17 protein-coding genes are annotated in these 16877 nt (G+C 28.7%); 15 read left to right on the top strand and 2 right to left on the bottom strand.

Features of this window, described 5'->3' with window-relative positions:
• Window positions 1-77 precede the first annotated feature (77 nt).
• From C4B24_RS00735 to lpdA, 13 genes are all read left to right on the top strand, one after another.
• Window positions 78-518: an LSm family protein gene (locus C4B24_RS00735; protein ID WP_131598385.1), complete on the top strand. Its 441-nt coding sequence runs from the start codon at window positions 78-80 to the stop codon at window positions 516-518.
• A complete protein-coding gene (nusA, locus tag C4B24_RS00730; RefSeq protein WP_131598383.1) occupies window positions 518-1918 on the top strand; it encodes a transcription termination factor NusA in 1401 nt (466 codons plus the stop codon). Before C4B24_RS00735 ends, nusA begins: the two co-directional genes overlap by 1 nt.
• Entirely contained in the window at window positions 1899-2174 is a 276-nt protein-coding gene (locus C4B24_RS00725) for a YlxR family protein (protein ID WP_131598381.1), read from the top strand. The genes nusA and C4B24_RS00725 overlap by 20 nt, the downstream gene beginning before the upstream one ends.
• Window positions 2164-3966 (top strand): translation initiation factor IF-2, encoded by a 1803-nt coding sequence (infB, locus tag C4B24_RS00720; RefSeq protein ID WP_131598379.1) that lies wholly within the window; start codon window positions 2164-2166, stop codon window positions 3964-3966. The genes C4B24_RS00725 and infB overlap by 11 nt, the downstream gene beginning before the upstream one ends.
• Window positions 3966-4307, top strand: coding sequence for a 30S ribosome-binding factor RbfA (gene rbfA / locus C4B24_RS00715; RefSeq protein WP_131598376.1), 342 nt, complete (start codon window positions 3966-3968; stop codon window positions 4305-4307). The genes infB and rbfA overlap by 1 nt, the downstream gene beginning before the upstream one ends.
• A gap of 99 nt (window positions 4308-4406) precedes the next feature.
• Window positions 4407-5228 (top strand): tRNA pseudouridine(55) synthase TruB, encoded by an 822-nt coding sequence (truB, locus tag C4B24_RS00710; RefSeq protein WP_131598374.1) that lies wholly within the window; start codon window positions 4407-4409, stop codon window positions 5226-5228.
• Window positions 5228-6052: an FAD synthase gene (locus C4B24_RS00705; RefSeq protein WP_131598372.1), complete on the top strand. Its 825-nt coding sequence runs from the start codon at window positions 5228-5230 to the stop codon at window positions 6050-6052. The genes truB and C4B24_RS00705 overlap by 1 nt, the downstream gene beginning before the upstream one ends.
• Window positions 6053-6140: 88 nt before the next feature.
• Entirely contained in the window at window positions 6141-6410 is a 270-nt protein-coding gene (rpsO, locus tag C4B24_RS00700; RefSeq protein ID WP_131598370.1) for a 30S ribosomal protein S15, read from the top strand.
• Between the two features lie 170 nt (window positions 6411-6580).
• On the top strand, window positions 6581-7933 hold the full coding sequence (locus tag C4B24_RS00695) for an FAD-dependent oxidoreductase (RefSeq protein ID WP_131598368.1): 1353 nt from the start codon (window positions 6581-6583) through the stop codon (window positions 7931-7933).
• Window positions 7934-9040 carry a pyruvate dehydrogenase (acetyl-transferring) E1 component subunit alpha gene (gene pdhA, locus C4B24_RS00690; RefSeq protein WP_131598366.1) on the top strand — a complete coding sequence of 369 codons (1107 nt, stop codon included), beginning with the start codon at window positions 7934-7936 and terminating at the stop codon, window positions 9038-9040.
• The gene (locus C4B24_RS00685) at window positions 9033-10022 is read left to right on the top strand and encodes an alpha-ketoacid dehydrogenase subunit beta (protein ID WP_131598364.1); all 990 of its coding nucleotides are present in this window, start codon (window positions 9033-9035) and stop codon (window positions 10020-10022) included. Before pdhA ends, C4B24_RS00685 begins: the two co-directional genes overlap by 8 nt.
• A gap of 7 nt (window positions 10023-10029) precedes the next feature.
• Window positions 10030-10929 (top strand): 2-oxo acid dehydrogenase subunit E2, encoded by a 900-nt coding sequence (locus C4B24_RS00680; protein ID WP_131598362.1) that lies wholly within the window; start codon window positions 10030-10032, stop codon window positions 10927-10929.
• Window positions 10930-10941: 12 nt separating this feature from the next.
• Window positions 10942-12780, top strand: a complete 1839-nt coding sequence (gene lpdA / locus C4B24_RS00675) for a dihydrolipoyl dehydrogenase (protein WP_131598360.1) — start codon at window positions 10942-10944, stop codon at window positions 12778-12780.
• A 583-nt stretch (window positions 12781-13363) separates the two neighbouring features.
• Here the strand turns inward: lpdA and C4B24_RS00670 are convergent.
• Window positions 13364-14119, bottom strand: coding sequence for an alpha/beta fold hydrolase (locus C4B24_RS00670; RefSeq protein ID WP_168388302.1), 756 nt, complete (start codon window positions 14117-14119; stop codon window positions 13364-13366).
• A 2-nt stretch (window positions 14120-14121) separates the two neighbouring features.
• Window positions 14122-15102 carry a lipoate--protein ligase gene (locus C4B24_RS00665; RefSeq protein WP_131598356.1) on the bottom strand — a complete coding sequence of 327 codons (981 nt, stop codon included), beginning with the start codon at window positions 15100-15102 and terminating at the stop codon, window positions 14122-14124.
• 145 nt (window positions 15103-15247) lie between these two features.
• Here C4B24_RS00665 and C4B24_RS00660 point away from each other — a divergent pair, with 145 nt between their 5' ends.
• Window positions 15248-16405, top strand: a complete 1158-nt coding sequence (locus C4B24_RS00660) for a coiled-coil domain-containing protein (protein WP_131598354.1) — start codon at window positions 15248-15250, stop codon at window positions 16403-16405.
• Entirely contained in the window at window positions 16374-16775 is a 402-nt protein-coding gene (locus C4B24_RS00655) for a coiled-coil domain-containing protein (protein WP_131598352.1), read from the top strand. Before C4B24_RS00660 ends, C4B24_RS00655 begins: the two co-directional genes overlap by 32 nt.
• Window positions 16776-16877: the final 102 nt, after the last annotated feature.

Here is a 16877-nt window from a genome sequence, read left to right as displayed (position 1 = left end):
AATTATTTAGTCAATAGAATATAAGTTTTAGAGATGCCTGAGGTATCTCTTTCTTATTACCAAGGAGGGATGATAAAATGTTAGAAAAATTACAAGCCAAATTTGGCGAAAAAATTATAAAAGCATCATGAGAAGAAGAAGCTGGTTCTAAATTTTTAAGAATAGCAGTCAGAGAACCAAATTTAGATAAATTAACATTAATTTCAAGGGAAATTTCTGATTATCTAGATACGATAGATAATTCTGATAGTGAATACTTTTTAGATATTGCATCTGAAGGAACTGAAAAAAATATTTCTTTTGAAGACCTTGGGGGCATGCAAAATGAAAATATATCTGTTATATTAAAAAGGCCTATTAAAGACAAGATTCAATTTGAGGGTGAGTTATTAGAAAAGTGTGAAGATAACTTAACAATTAGATGGAATGCAAAAGGTCAATTTAGAAAACAAAATATACATATTGAAAATATAGAAAAAATAAATCTATCAGCAAAAGTTAAAAAGGAGAAAAAATAATGCCAAAAACATTAAATAAAGAACAATTATTTATTGCAATTGATGAAATTGCTAAAACACAACAACTTTCAAGGGAAGAAATCGATGCTATCTTAGAAGAAGCTGTAACTAAGTCATTTCATTCAAAATTTGACCCAGATGCAGACTTAACACTAGTTATTAACAGAGAAGAAAATGAGTTTAAATTAATTAACAACGCTAAAGTTGTTGTTGAAGAAGAAGAATCAGAAATGGAACCTGAATTAAGAACTGTTGAGATTCCTTTGCATATTGCTAAGCAAATAAACCCTTCAATTAAAATTGATGATACTATAGCTGAGGAAGTTTCATTTGAAGTGTATTCAAGAACTATTGCTCAACAAATCAAACAACTTTTAATTCAAAAAATTAAAGAAACAAGAAAAGCTATGATTTATGCAAAACATAAAGGTTTAGTTGGGGAAATGGTTTCAGCTACGGTTACTACATCTGCTAGAACATTTGCTGCACTTAAATTAGATGATGGTACAGATGCATTTATGCCAGGACCTCTTAAAAACCCAAGAATTCAGATGAAACTTGGAGAAAGAGTTAACGTGTATGTTGAAGAAGTTCTTGAAGATTCTAAAGCTGCTCAAATTATCGTTTCAAATTCATCGCCAACAATGGTTAGAAGAGTTCTGGAACAAGAAGTTCCTGAAATTATGGATGGTACTGTAGAAATAGCAGGGATGTCACGTATAGTTGGTGAGAGAACTAAAGTTGCTGTTAAAGCTATGAATGAATCAGTTGATCCAGTTGGTGCCATTATTGGTGCTGGTGGTGAGAGAATTTCTAGAATTGTTGAAAAATTACAAGGTGAAAAACTTGATGTTATTAGATTTTCAGAAAATTTAAATGAATTTGTTGCTTCAGCTATATCACCTGCTAAAGTTGTTGGTATTTTAGATAAAGATGGTTTCGCAGATAAAAAAATCGTTATCGTTCCTAATGTTCATCACACACTTGCAATTGGTAGACGTGGTTCTAATGCTAGATTAGTTGCTGAACTTGCAAAAGTAAGAGTGGATATTACTTCAATTGATCAAGCTAGAGAAGCTGGTCTTGAGTTTACATTTAACGGTAATCTTACTGAAGATGAATTAAGAAGAATTGAATCTGGTGAAAAATTAAATAAAAGACCTAGAAATAATACTTCATTCTCAAAACCTACAAATATAAAACTTGATGATATTCAAGGAGAAATAGAAGATTTCAATGAAAATGTCGAGGATACACCATTCTTACCAGTTGAAGAAGAAGAGACAATCTTCTCAGATGCAGAACTTAAAGAAATGGAATCACAATTTGAACTTGATGATGAACTTGCGGATTTTGCAGATGTGGATTTTTCAGATTTAGATGAAATCGAAAATAAATAATCTAAGAACGTGCATCATTACTAATGGTAAATTTGACAAATCTAAATTAATAAGAGTTGTTAGATACCAAGGTGAATTTAAAATTGATAAGAATCATAACTTGCCCGGGCGTGGTGCTTATTTTCAAAAAAATAAGAACATCGTTGATGAAATAAGAAAGAAAAGATTACTTCATAGAGCATTTAAAGAAAATGTTCCTAATGAAGTTTATGAAGAATTAATTAAATATATAAGGGAGGAAGAAAATGGCAGATAAAAGACAAACCAATATAAAAGATGTTAAATCTCAAATGAAAGAGGTAAAGACAGAGCTTAAAGATGGTGTATTCATTTATACAGGACCAATGACAATTGCGGAATTTGCTAATAAAATTCAACAACCTGCAAACGAAATCATCAAACATTTCTTTATGCAAGGAAAAATGTACAACTTAAACATGACTCTTGATGAAGAACAAATTGGTGAATTATGTATGGAATATGAATATGATTTCCAACAAAAAACAGAAGTTAATGCTTCTAATTTCATGGAGGAAATGGAAGTTGAGGAAGATAGTAAAAATCTCCAAGACAAACCTCCAATTGTTACAATAATGGGGCACGTTGATCACGGTAAAACTACTCTAATTGATAATATTAGAAATGCAAATGTTGCCGAAGGAGAAGCTGGGGGAATTACTCAACATACAGGTGCATATCAAATTGAGCATGAAAATAAGAAAATTACTTTCTTGGATACTCCAGGACATGAGGCCTTTACAGCTATGCGTTCAAGAGGGGCAAAAGTAACTGATATTGTTGTTATTGTTGTGGCTGCAGAAGATGGTGTTATGCCTCAAACTAAAGAAGCTATCGATCATTCAAAAGCTGCTAAAGTTCCAATTATCGTTTTTGTTAATAAAATGGATAAACCTGGTGCTAATGCTGATAAAGTTAAAGCTGACTTATCTGCACATGATGTTATTGCTGATGATTGAGGTGGGGATGTACAATTTGTGTATGGTTCAGGCCTTACAGGGATGGGTATTCCAGAATTATTTAACGCCATTAATTTAGAAGCTGAGATGCTTGAATTAAAAGCTAATCCAGATAGATTACCAATGGGAACAGTTGTAGAAGCTCACTTAGACAAAGGTAGAGGTTCTGTTGCAACAATTATTGTTGAAACAGGAACTATTATGCCAAGAGACTTTATTGTTGCAGGTGCACACTATGGTAGAGTTAGAACACTTCAAGACACAACTAATGAAAAAATTGAATCTGCAGGACCTGGAACACCAGTTATTATTACTGGGCTAAATTATACTCCATCTGCTGGAGATAGATTTGTTGGTTTTAAAGATGAAAAATTTGCTAAGGCTCTTGCTCAGGAAAAAGCATTTGTTGATAAACAACAAGAACTTAAAGCTAGAAATGCTGTTCATATTGAGGATGGTGTTAAGGTTCTTAATATTATTGTTAAATCAGATGTTCAAGGTACTGCTGAAGCTGTTAAATATTCATTGGGTAGAATAGCTAATGAAGAAGTAGTTGTAAATATTGTTAGAGCATCTGTTGGTGCTATTACAAAATCTGATATCTTGCTTGCACAAGCTTCTAATTCAATTATTTATGGTTTCAATATTCGTCCAACGGGTGATGTTAAGCAATTTGCTGAACAAGAAAAAATAATTGTTAAAACTCATACAATTATTTATAAAATGATTGAAGAAGTTGAAGCAATTTTAAAAGGTATGCTTGCACCTAAATTTGAAGAAAAAGTTATTGGTCAAGCTAAAATTATTAAAGTTATTTTCTCATCAAAAGTTGGTAACATTGCTGGATCACTTGTTATTGATGGTGTTGTAAAATCAGGTTCAAAAATGCGTCTTATTCGTGATGGTAGAACAATTCATGAAGGTATTCTTGACTCTTTACAAAGAGGACCAGATCAAGCTAAAAAGGTTGAATTAGGTAAAGAATTCGGTACACATATCAAAAAATTCAATGATATTCGTGAAGAAGATGTTATCGAATGTTACGAAGATGTTGAAATTGAGGTTAAATAATGTCTACAGTAACACATCAAAAGAAAGAAAAAATGTTTTTGAGAGCAGTTTCGCAAATTATCTCAGAAGAGATTAAAAACGTCAATGTTTCTTACTCAACTGTAACTGATGTTAAACTTTCAAGAGATGGTTCACATTTAAATGTTTATTTAACATTTGAAAGTAGTAAAGAACGTTCGCTAGAGTCTTTGCAAAAAGCTAGAGGTTTTATTAGAACACAACTTTCAAAGAGAGTTTCTTTAAGGAAAGTTCCAGAAATCCACTTGAAACACGATAGTTCAATGGAAACTGGTAAAAGAATAGATGAGATTCTTGAAAATATTAAAAATAATGAAAAATAGTGCATTTGCACTTTTTTTAATCTGGAATAAATACTTTAATATTAAAGATTATCACTTTATTTATTGTGAATAACCTTAAATAAGTTAAAATATATTTATATGTTCATACTACTAGATAAAGAAAAAGGAATTTCTTCTTTTAAAGCTATTAATAATTTTAGAAGAGAAAATAATATAAAAAAAATTGGTCATACAGGAACACTTGACCCTCTTGCAACTGGTTTATTATTGGTGGCTTCTGATGAAGATACTAAATTAATAGATTTTATAGACAAAGGAGAAAAAACCTATATTGCAACTATGGAATTAGGTTGTACTTCTAATACATATGATTCCGAAGGTGAAATTAAGTATAGTAATAATGCATTACCTTCAAGTGAAAAACTAGAATATGAATTGCAAAATTTCATTGGAATTCAAGAACAAATGCCACCTATATTTTCAGCAAAAAAAGTTAATGGAACTTCAGCTTATAAATTAGCAAGAGAAGGTAAGGAAGTTAAATTAAAAGCGTCAACTATAAAAATTAATAAAATTAAGTTACTTTCATATAATCTTAAAATAGCTACATTTGAAGTTAATGTCTCAAGAGGTACTTATATTAGATCTATTATTCATGATTTGGGTCAAATATTAGGTTGCGGAGCAATAATGACAGAACTTAGAAGGACAACTATAGGACCTTTAAGTGAGTCGGACCTCGGAATTGATATAAATATTGATAAATTATTGACTTTACCAATAATTGAACTATCAAAACAGGAAATTAAAATTCTTGTTAATGGTATTTCAATTCCTAATACTAGTGAAAAAAAAGGTAAATTTATTGCAAAGGTAAATGGCATTATTTGCGGGATTGTTATTTTAGAAGAACGTATTAAATCACAAAAATTATTTGGTAAAAAGATTGGACAATTATAATGAAAGTATTTTATTTCCCTAAAAAAGTAGAGGTTCAGAACCCAGTAATAATAATGGGTTCTTTTGATGCAATTCATATTGGACATCTTGAATTGATTAAAGCGGCAAAAAGAACTGGGAAACCAATAATTTTAATGATGTTTGAAAAACCTTATGAATTACCAAAGAAAACAAAAGAGATGTTTGAGCAATTGGAAGTTAGATTACAAAAATTATCAAATATGGAAATTGATTATTCGATGTTATTGAAAAATGATTTACATACACTTTCTTTGCAACCTGAGGCCTTTATAAAAGAAATTAAGGAAAAGTATAACCCTTCACTTATAGTTTGCGGTAGAGACTTTAAATTTGGTAGAGCAGCAGCTGGCAATGTACAACTTCTAGAGAAGATATTTGGAAACGTAGAGATTGTAGAACTCAAGAAAATTTCAGATGTAAAAATATCAACTTCAATAATCAAGGAACAAATCCCCTTTGGTGAATTAGAGTTTGCAAATTCGCTACTAGTATCACCATGAACAACTAATGTTCAAATAAAAACTAAGAATGACTTTATTCTAGATAAACATTCTATAAAACCACACTCTGGTTTTTATGCAGCAACAGCAATAGAAAATAATATTATGTATCATTGTGTAATTCACGTTACAAGAAAAGGTGAGTATTTCATACATATGTTAAATAATAAGGAAAATTTACAAAATAAATTCTTTTCTTTATCATGGTGAAGACAATTAGAAATCACTATTAAGGATGAAAATGATGAAATTAGAGAAGAACATTTAAAAGCTGCTAATCTTTTCTTTAAAAATAGTTTATAATGTTTAAGCAATAAAGCGTTGTAATACTCGGTTTGGATATCAGTCCGAATTCTTGCTGGGGTTACATTAAAAAAACAAGGAGGACAAAATGGCAGTTTCAAAAGAAAGAAAACAAGAATTAATTATTAAATTTGGTGGAGATGCTAAAAATACAGGTTCAATAGAAGCTCAAATCGCAATCTTAACTGAAGATATCAATATTCTTACACCACACTTTAAAGCTAATCACAAAGATAACCACTCAAGAAGAGGTTTCTTAGCTAAAATTCAAAAACGTAAAGATTTAATTAAATATCTTAAATCACAAGATTTTGAGAAGTATCAAGCACTTATTAAAGAGCTTGGACTTAGAAAATAATGCACTTTGCATTATTTTTTTTAACTTTTTTTTGAATAATATTAGTGGTATTGCTCATTAAAATGAAAAAGTTGAATATTTGTATATACATTAGTAAAAATTGGGTTTATAATTTATACATGTGATATTAGATTTTTTTTACAGAATAACACATTTCAAAAGGAGAGAATATGAAAATTGTAGTTTTAGGAGCCAACCATGCAGGTACATCTTTTATTAGAACACTTGCAGTAAAAACACAAGAACACGAAATAATTGCTTATGACAAAAATAGCAACATTTCATTTTTAGGATGCGGTATTGCATTATGGGTTTCAGATGAATTTAAAGATCCAAAAGGATTATTTTATTCATCGCCAGAAGAATTAACATCAATGGGTGTAACAGTTAAAATGGAACACGAAATAATTGAAGTTAATACAGAAAAAAAACAAGTTAAGGTCAAAAACTTAAAAACAGGTGAAGAATTTTATGATACATACGACAAATTAGTTTATTCAGGGGGTACTTGACCTATTGTACCGCCTTTTAAAGGTATCAATTTGAATAATATTTATATTTCAAAATTATTCCAACATGCTCAAAAAATAAAAGAACTAGCAAAAGATAAAAACATTAAAAATGTTGTAGTTATTGGTGCAGGTTATATTGGTATTGAATTAGTTGAAGCATTTAATAAAGCAGGTAAAAATGTTACATTAGTTGACATGCAAGGAAGAGTTATTTCTAGATATTTTGATGAAGAATTTACATCAAAAATGGAAGAAAGAATGACAAAAGATGGAATTAAAATTCAAATGAATGAAAAAGTTAAAGAATTTATTGGTGATGGCAAAGGTAATGTTGCAAAAGTTGTTACTGATAAAGGTGAATATGATGCTGATATGGTTATATTATCAATTGGATTTAGAGCACAAACAAAAATGCTTGAAAACCAAATAGATTTAGATGAAAAAAATAAAACAGTTTTAGTTAACGAATTTATGCAAACATCTGATAAAGATGTATATGCATTGGGTGATTCAGTTTCTCTAATGCACAATTCATTAGATAGACCTATGCACGTTGCTTTGGCTACTAACGCTGTTAAAACAGGTCTTGTAGCAGCTCATCACGTTTTAGGTACTAACTTACCATTCCCTGGTGTACAAGGTACTAATGGTATAAATGTTTTTGGTTGTGTATTTGCATCAACAGGTATTTCAGCAGAAACAGCAAAAGCTATGAATGTTGATTTTAAAGAAACATATTGAGAAGATAAAGATAGACCAGAATGAATGCATAACGCTGAAGATGTTCAAATCAAGATTGTATTTGATCCTAAATCACTTAGAATTTTAGGTGCTCAAATTGGATCTTTTGGTAATGCAAATCATACAGAAGCAATCTTTATGCTTTCATTAGCAATTTCTAAAAAAATGACTTTACTAGATATTGCTTTAATGGACTTTTACTTCTTACCACACTATAACAAACCTTTCAATTATATACTTCAATCAGTTCTTAATGGTTTGGAAAAATAAATGAAAAAATATAAATATATAGATAAAAACAAAGTGTGACAAGATGAAAAAGAATTTTTTAGATTTTTAGATGTAGACGGAAAATTAATTAATAAAAATTTTAAAACAACAGTATCAAAAGAAGAACTTTTAAGAGCATATAAATATATGATTTTATCAAGACAACAAGATACATATATGTCTCAATTACAAAGACAAGGTAGAATGTTAACTTTTGCACCAAACTTTGGTGAAGAAGCACTACAGGTTGCTGCAGCATTATCACTAAAAAAAGAAGATTGATTAGTACCTTCTTTTAGAAATAATGCAGCAATGTTAATGAAGGGTGTTCCTTTGAAAAATCAATTTCTATATTGAAATGGAAATGAAAAAGGAAACTATATGCCTGAAGATGTAAATGTATTTCCAATAAATATAGTTATCGCTACTCAGTATTCACATACTGCAGGTATTGCATTTGCATTAAAACAACAAAAGAAAAAAGCTGTTGCTATGACATTTATTGGAGATGGTGGTACTTCTGAAGGTGAATTTTATGAAGCTATGAATATTGCCTCAGTGCACAACTGACCAGCGGTCTTTTGCGTTAATAATAACCAATGAGCAATTTCAACTCCAACACATTTAGAAACATCTGCTGCTACAATAGCTGCAAAAGCTGCAGCTGTTGGTATTCCAGCTATTCGTGTAGATGGTAATGACTTGATTGCTTCTGCTGAAATAATTAAGGAAGCTGTTGAATATTCAAGGGAAGGTAATGGCCCTATTTTAGTTGAATTCCTAACTTGAAGACAAGGACCTCATACTACTTCTGATAATCCAAGAGTGTATAGAACAAAAGAACGTGAAGAAAAAGAAGAAAAATGAGAACCAATTCATAGAATTAAAAACTATTTAATTGAAAAAAATATTTGGACTGAAGATGAAGATAAAAAACTTTGAGATGAATATTTAGAATTAGTTAAAAGTGCTTATCAAGAATCTTTAAAAGAAAATAATAGAGAAGTTGAAGATGTATTTAAACACACATTTGAAGAAATGACACCTGAATTAAAAGAACAACAAGAAGTTGCGATTCAGTTTGAAAAGGAGGGTTTTAATGATTAAGTTAAATAATATTGAGGCTCTTAATAATGCCTTAACAGTAGCTATGGAAAAAGATGAAAGAATAGTTCTTTTTGGTGAAGATGCCGGTTTTGAAGGTGGTGTTTTTAGAGCTACTCAAGGATTACAAGAAAAATTTGGTGAAGATAGAGTATTTGATGCACCAATTGCTGAATCTACAATCGCTGGTACAGGGGTTGGATTAGCTATTGCTGGTATGAAACCAATTGTGGAGATGCAATTTCAAGGATTTTCTTATGCATCATTCCAACAATTATTTACACATGCTGCAAGAATTAGAAATAGATCAAGAGGAAGATTTAGTTGTCCACTAATAGTTAGAATGCCAATGGGTGGAGGAGTTAGAGCGCTTGAACACCATTCAGAAGCTATTGAAGCTATGTTCGCTCATGTTCCTGGTATAAAAGTTGTTATGCCATCAAATCCATATGATACAAAAGGAATGATGCTTGCTGCTTTAAAATCAAATGATCCAGTAGTATTTTTAGAATCTAAGAAAATTTATAGATCATTTAAACAAGAAGTTCCTGAAGGTGAATATGAAGTTGAACTAGGAAAAGCAAATATTATTAAAGAAGGTGAGTCAATTACTTTGGTAACTTACGGTGCTCAAGTTCATGATTCTATTAAAGCTATTCAAAACCTTGGAAAAGAAGGATCAAATATTGACGTTGAATTAATTGACTTAAGAACAATTTCACCAATTGACACAGAAACAATTATTAATTCCGTTAAAAAAACAGGTAGATTACTAGTAGTTCATGAAGCTGTTAAATCATTTTCAGTTTCATCTGAAATTATAACTAGGGTTAATGAAAAAGCTTTTGAGTATTTAGAAGCTCCACTTTCAAGATTAACTGGATTTGATATAACAATACCACTTGCTACTAGTGAAAAAATTCACTCAATAACACCAGAAAAAATAGCAACTAAACTAAAAGAAATAATGGCCTTTAAGGCGTAGGAGAAATATGAAAAAAATATTGTCAACGCCAGTCGCAAGAGCGATGGCTAAAAAATTAAATATCGATATAACAAAAGTTATTGGAACTGGTCCAAATAATAGAGTTATGAAATCAGATATTGCAACTTGAAATAAGAGTGAAGTTATAGAAACTAAAAAACAACCTAAAGAAACAATTAATGTTTCAAAAGTTGAAACAACAATGGAAGATAAAAGAATTAAAGCTTCTCCTTTAAGAAAAGGTATTGCAAAAGCTCTTAAAAATTCTTGAAATCAAGTGGCTTATGTTAACTTAGTTAGTGAAGTTAATGTTACAAACCTTTGAGATTTAAGAAAGAAAATTAAGGATCCCGTTTTAGAAAAAACAGGTGTTAAATTAACTTTTTTACCATTCATTGTATTAGCAACAATCAAGGCTATTCAAAAATATCCTATATTTAACGCTAAATATGATTCTAAAACAGAAGAAATTGTCTATAAAAAAGAAATTAACATTGGTATTGCAGTTGATACTGACAAAGGTTTACTTGTTCCAGTAATCAAAAATGCTAACAATATGTCTGTTGTTGAAATTTCAAGAGAAATTATTAGATTAGCAAAAGCATGTAAAGACGGAACTATTAAACCAAGTGAAATGCGAGATTCAACATACACAATAACTAATTATGGTTCTGTTGATGCATTATTTGGAGTTCCAGTAATAAATCATCCAAACCTAGCAATAACAGGAATGGGTACTATTAAAGATAAAGTTTACATTGTTGGTGATGAAATGAAACCAGGTAAAGTTCTTTATTTAACAACAGCTGGAGATCATCAATGAGTTGATGGAGGAGACATTGGTAGATTTAATTATGAAATAAGAATATTGCTAGAAAACCCTGAAGTTTTACTAGCTTTACAATAAAGAGGAGAAGAAATGTATAAATTTAAATTCGCCGATATCGGAGAAGGATTACACGAAGGATTAGTTGGGGAAATTTACGTTAAAGTAGGAGATGAAGTCAAGGAAGGTGATTCATTATTTTCAGTTGAAACTGATAAGATGACATCTGATATTCCTTCACCTACATCTGGTAAAGTAACTAAAATTTTAATAAAAGAGGAAGAAACAGTACACGTTGGAGATGAAACTTTTTATATTGAAGATGGAGCGACATCTAACCAAAAAGAAGAAAAAGAAGTTGAAGAAGAAAAACCACAAGAAGCTGCAAGTGTTGTAGGTTCTATTGAAGTGTCTAATGATTTATTTTCATTTGATAGCTTTAAAAAGACGAAATCAAATAAAAAACCTGTAGAAAATAAAGAAGAAGTTACAAAATCAACTTCTTCATATAAAGGTGAAAAAGGTAAAGAATACAAAGGTAAAATTGAAGAAGAATTCGATGTTATTGTTGTTGGTTCTGGTCCTGGTGGTTATCTAGCTGCTGAAGAAGTTGCTAAACATGGTAAAAAAACTTTGATTGTAGAAAAAGAATTTTGAGGTGGAGTATGTTTAAATGTTGGATGTATACCAACAAAAACTTTACTTAAATCAATAGAAGTTTATGAATATGCACAACAATTAGAAAAATATGGAATCAAAGGTAATATTCACGATTTAGCACCTGATTGAGTTGCTATGCAAAAAAGAAAAATGGAAGTAGTTAAAAAATTAACAAGTGGTGTACAAATGTTAATGAAGGCAAATAATGCTAAAACAATTTTTGGTGAAGCTAAATTTGTTGGTGCTCACTCAATTGAAATTGATGGAAAAGTTTATAAAGGTGAAAACATAATAATTGCAACTGGTTCTGTTGCTAATAGGCTACCTCTTGAAGGTTTCGAAGAAGGGTATAAAAAAGGAAAAGTTATTACTTCAAAAGAAGCGATAAATCTTAAAAAATTACCTAAAACTATAACAATTATTGGTGGAGGAGTAATTGGTGTTGAATTTGCACAATTATTTGCAGCTAATGGTGTTAAAGTTACTATTTTGCAAAACTTAGATAAAATTCTAAACATACTTGATAAAGATATAATTAAAGAACTTACAAAAGAACTTAAAAAATCAGGTGTTGAAATATTAACTAATGTTAATGTTAAAAAATTCGCTGGTGGAAGTGTTGTATATGAATTAGATGGAAAAGAACAAAAAATCAGTTCTGATTTAGTTCTTGAATCTGTTGGTAGAAAACCTTTAACAAATGGTCTAGAAGAAGTTGGTATCAAATTAGGGGAAAGAAAAAATCTTGAAGTTGATTATAAAAGTAGAACAAATGTTGATAAAGTTTATGGAATTGGAGATGTAACTGGTCAAGCTATGTTGGCTCACGTTGCTTATAAACACGCGATTATTGCTGCAAGGCACATAGTTGGAAAACCTACATCACCAATTAATGCTAATACAATTCCTGCATGTATCTACACACACCCAGAAGTTGCTAGTGTTGGTTTAACAGAACAACAAGCAAAAGAGGGTAAAAGAGATTACTTTATTATTAAAGGATCTATGATGACAATAGGTAAAGCATTAGCTGATGGAGATTCACGAGGATTTATTAAAATGATAGTTGATAAAGAATATGGTGAAATCATTGGTGCTCACTTAGTTGGTAAACATTCTACTGATATGATTACTGAAATAACTGTTGCAATCGATTCTGAAATGACTGTGAATGAAATTGCTAATACAATTCACCCACATCCAACAGTATCAGAAATTATTTGAGAAACAGCTAGAAAAGCTGTTCTAGAATTAGAAAAAAGTAAAAAATAGATAAAAGTGTCAATATTTAATTGAACACAAAAGATAAAATGGACTCCAAAACAAAGGTGTTCATTTTTTTTGCATCTAAATAATTAACCATAAAGAAATGAATGACTACTTTTAAAAAACCTTAATTTATTTGAGTGTATTTTGATAATACATACAAAAATTGAGGGTGTAGTAATAACTTCAAAAGAGAAAAGAGATCAATAAAAGTGTAATTAAAAGCATATTATGTAAAAAACCAATAGTAGGTAAAAGAATAAAAAAGATTGCAAGGGACTCACAAGAGGCAAATTGACCTTAATTTACAAACTCTTAAAACCATCTTTTTTTGGTTTTCCAATCATCGTTACTATAAAAATAAGAAAATTACTTATAAATCTGAAAGGTGTTGGTTTTAGAAGAGAATATTACTAATGGGTAGGATAATATATTATCTTTAGACAATAGAGAAGATGAATATTTCTATTTAAACTTAAATCAATTATTGATAGAACAATTTTCAGTTGTACTAGCAAATACTTTGAATAATTAAAAACTCTTGCCGAAGCAAGAGTTTAAAAGTCTACTTTATATGTGATTAATGTTTTTATTCATTTGCAACTATTTTATTCAGTAATTCATTAATTTCAGTTGGTTTTTCATGTAATAGCGAATGCCCTGCGTTTTTTAATTCTAAGTAACCAAAATTAAATTCTCTTGAAGTATTTTTTGATGATTCATTTTTAATAAATAAATCCTTATCACCTTGTATTAGTAATGTTTTATTTTCATTATTCTTATAAGTTTCATAAAGATTTGATTTTATGTATAAAGGATTGCAAATTTCTTCTAAAACCATTTTTTGATATCAGCCTCTTTTAGTATTTATATCACGTAAAAATGTAGAAGAAATGAAATCTAAATTATTTGATAATTCTTTATTTAAACCATTAAAAAGAGAAGAAATAGATTCTAAAGATTGTTTCATGTCATTGGGTAATAACCAATCTTTGACTCTCTCAGTTTCAGAAAATGGATTTAATGGGCAAAGTAATATTTTATTTTTAATAAATTTACTTTTTAGACCCATCGCAATTGCTCCTCCTAATGAGTGGCCTACAATAGTGAATGGTTCATTAATTGTATCTATTATATTTTGTGCAAATAATGTAAATGATTCTATGGTTGCGTAATTATAATTAAATTCCTCTGTAGTTTTTGTTGGAAAATCAAAAGACAATATACTATATTCTCTATGCTTACTTACTAAAGGAAAAACAAATTTTTTATTTGAATTAAACCCATGTAAAAAAAGCACTTTGTGGCTTCCATTACCTTTAATTTCATTTAATTTATCATCCACAATTACTCTCCCATTAATAAATCTATAAATTCTTCTTGTGTAATTGTCCCTAAATAATCTGTTAAATTAATATTTTCTAGTATTGCTTCAACAGTATCTCTTGAGTATTCTTGATTTTCTAGTAAAGTCCCCACTTCTGTTATGTCTTTTTTAGAAAGGAAGTCCCCTCTAATTTCCATATTTTTTATATTACCCTTTATTACATCGAAAAATATTGAAATATTCCCACCTGGTAATTTTCTCTCATTTTTTAGTGAAGCACTTGGGGATTTATTAAATATCCATTCTTTTTTCATGATCTCTTGTGATAAATTAAGAGCTTTTTCATGTATTTCAGTTGGTATATCTAATATTTCACCTTCGTTATTTTCAACAAAGAATTCAATAAGTTTATTTATAAATTCTGTTGAATCCATTGGAGAAGATAAATGCTCTTTTATGTTTGTAACTCTCATTCTGTTGGATTTTATTCCTTTAGATTTTAATTTATGTTTATTGCTTAGCAGTGCTTTATTTAAAACACTTAAATCAGCATCAAACAATAAAGTTCCATGTGTTACTAATTGATCACCCAATAAAAATTGTGCGTTACCCGAAATCTTCATATCATCTATTAAAACATCATTTCTTCCCTGGAATTTTGCATTGATTCCTAGTGTTCTAAGGAATGAAATTATTGGTTCTAAGAATTTTTCATATGATTTTGTGTCATCCTTTTGACTAATATTTGAGAATAAAATATTTCCCAGATCATGATATACAGCTCCTCCGCCTGAATATCTTCTTGATATTTTTATTTCTTTCTCTTTTACAAACATTTCATTTACCTCGTTAAAAATGTTTTGATTTCTTCCAATAATGATTGCGTTTTTATTTAATCATAAGAATAAAATTTTATCCGCACCCTTATTATTTTTTGCTAATTCATATTCTAATGCTTGATTTAAATATGGATTATTTGATTTTGATAAATATATTTTCATATATAAATTATAGTTGTTTTATCATTTTTTTAATACAATAAATACTCTTTTTATTTTTTTGTGTTAAAATAATTTTATAAAGAATTAAAATGTAAAATACAAGTAAAAATACATAAAAGAAAAAAATGAATTGGAAGGTATAAAAATGAGAAACAAAAGTAAAGATATTTCAAAGACAATGCTTATAAGTTTAGCGTCATTAACTTCTGTTGCAGTTCCAGTTGTTGTTGTTGCTTCATGTGGTTCTAATAAGGATTCTGGAGAAACTCTAAAGTCTAATAGTTCTGAAAATATTAAGTCAAAAAAAGTTGATTCAAAACAACCTGAACCATCACAAATCAAAGAACAATTTGGTACTTTGAAGCAAAAACTTGAAAATGAAGTAAGAGCTAAAGAAATGCTGATTAAACTAAGAAAAAGCGTTGAGTTATTACAAGAATTTGAGGAAAGTTATAAAAATAAAGAAAGTATGCAAAAAATACTAAATTCATTGAATGAAAAGTTAGCGAAAATGAATACAGATAGATTGGCTATTGAGAAAGTTTTCAATAGCAAAAAAAATGATGTTAAAAATGATAGTGCAGATCTTTTGAAAGCTAAAATAAAATTTAGTGAAATGAATAAAAATATTGATAGTATTGAAAAGCAAATATCATTAGTTTTAGTTTCTATAAAAAATAATGCAACTAAAATTTCAAATCTAGAGTCTAAATTAAATACACTTGAAATTGATTTTACCAAATTAGATTCAAGTAAAAAAGATAAGATAAAAGAAGAAGAAAAATCTAGGGATAAAATAAAAGTGAAAAAAATATTCTTGGAAAAAGCAATGCTTGAACAAAAAAATGCAGAAATTATATTGAAAAAAAATGAGAAGACATTAAAAGAATTAAATGCTATGCTTAAAAAAATTAAAGCAGATAGAGATAAGTCTAAAGACAGTGTTATTTTCAATGAAATGACCAAAAAAATTATTGATTTTGAAAATAAAATTAAGTCTAAAAATAAAATTCAAGAAAAATTAAAAAATGAATGAGTTTTAAAGGGAATAATAGTTAGTGGTTTTTCAGGTAATGAAGGTGCAAAAGGTGAATACAAAAAGGCAATAGAAGATAGTGAAAAATTATCTAAATTAATTAAGGATATAATCGAAAAAATTAATGAAAAAAGTAAAAAAATTATAGAAACAAAAGAAAACATCAAGAAAATAAAAGACGATAAGATCATTTTACATGATGAATTTAAAAAATTAAGTAAATCTAAAGATGCGATTGAAATTAAAAAAACAACAGCAATTGATTAATTCAATAATTTCTAAGATAGTTGCTAGCAATAATAAAATTAAAGATTTGAATAATAAAATTAAATCATTAGATAGTAAACATTCCACAACACAAGGTGAGCTTCAGAGATTGAACAATGAAATAAAAATTATAAATGAGAAAAAAGAAAAAGAGATTAGCGATATTTCAAAGTTAATTGGTAAAAATGTAATAGATTTAAAGAAAATGAAAATTGAAGATATTACAAAATTAATTTCTAATAAGAATGATGATATCAAGAATAATAATGAAACATTAGAAAAGATAAAAGCAAGGAATGAAGAGTTTTTCAACAACCAACCTAATACTCCAAGAACTAAAAATAATACACAAGCAATTAAAATTTATTAATAACCCGGTGGGTTATTTTTAATATTATCCTTATCTCTTATTCTTAAAAATAAAAAAATACTGTATTAATGGATTAAAAAAATTATTCCAAGGTATAAATAA

This window comes from Mycoplasma marinum (assembly GCF_004335975.1).
Classification (GTDB): domain Bacteria; phylum Bacillota_I; class Bacilli_A; order Mycoplasmatales; family Metamycoplasmataceae; genus Mycoplasma_K; species Mycoplasma_K marinum.
This window is presented reverse-complemented; position numbering and strand designations above follow the sequence as displayed.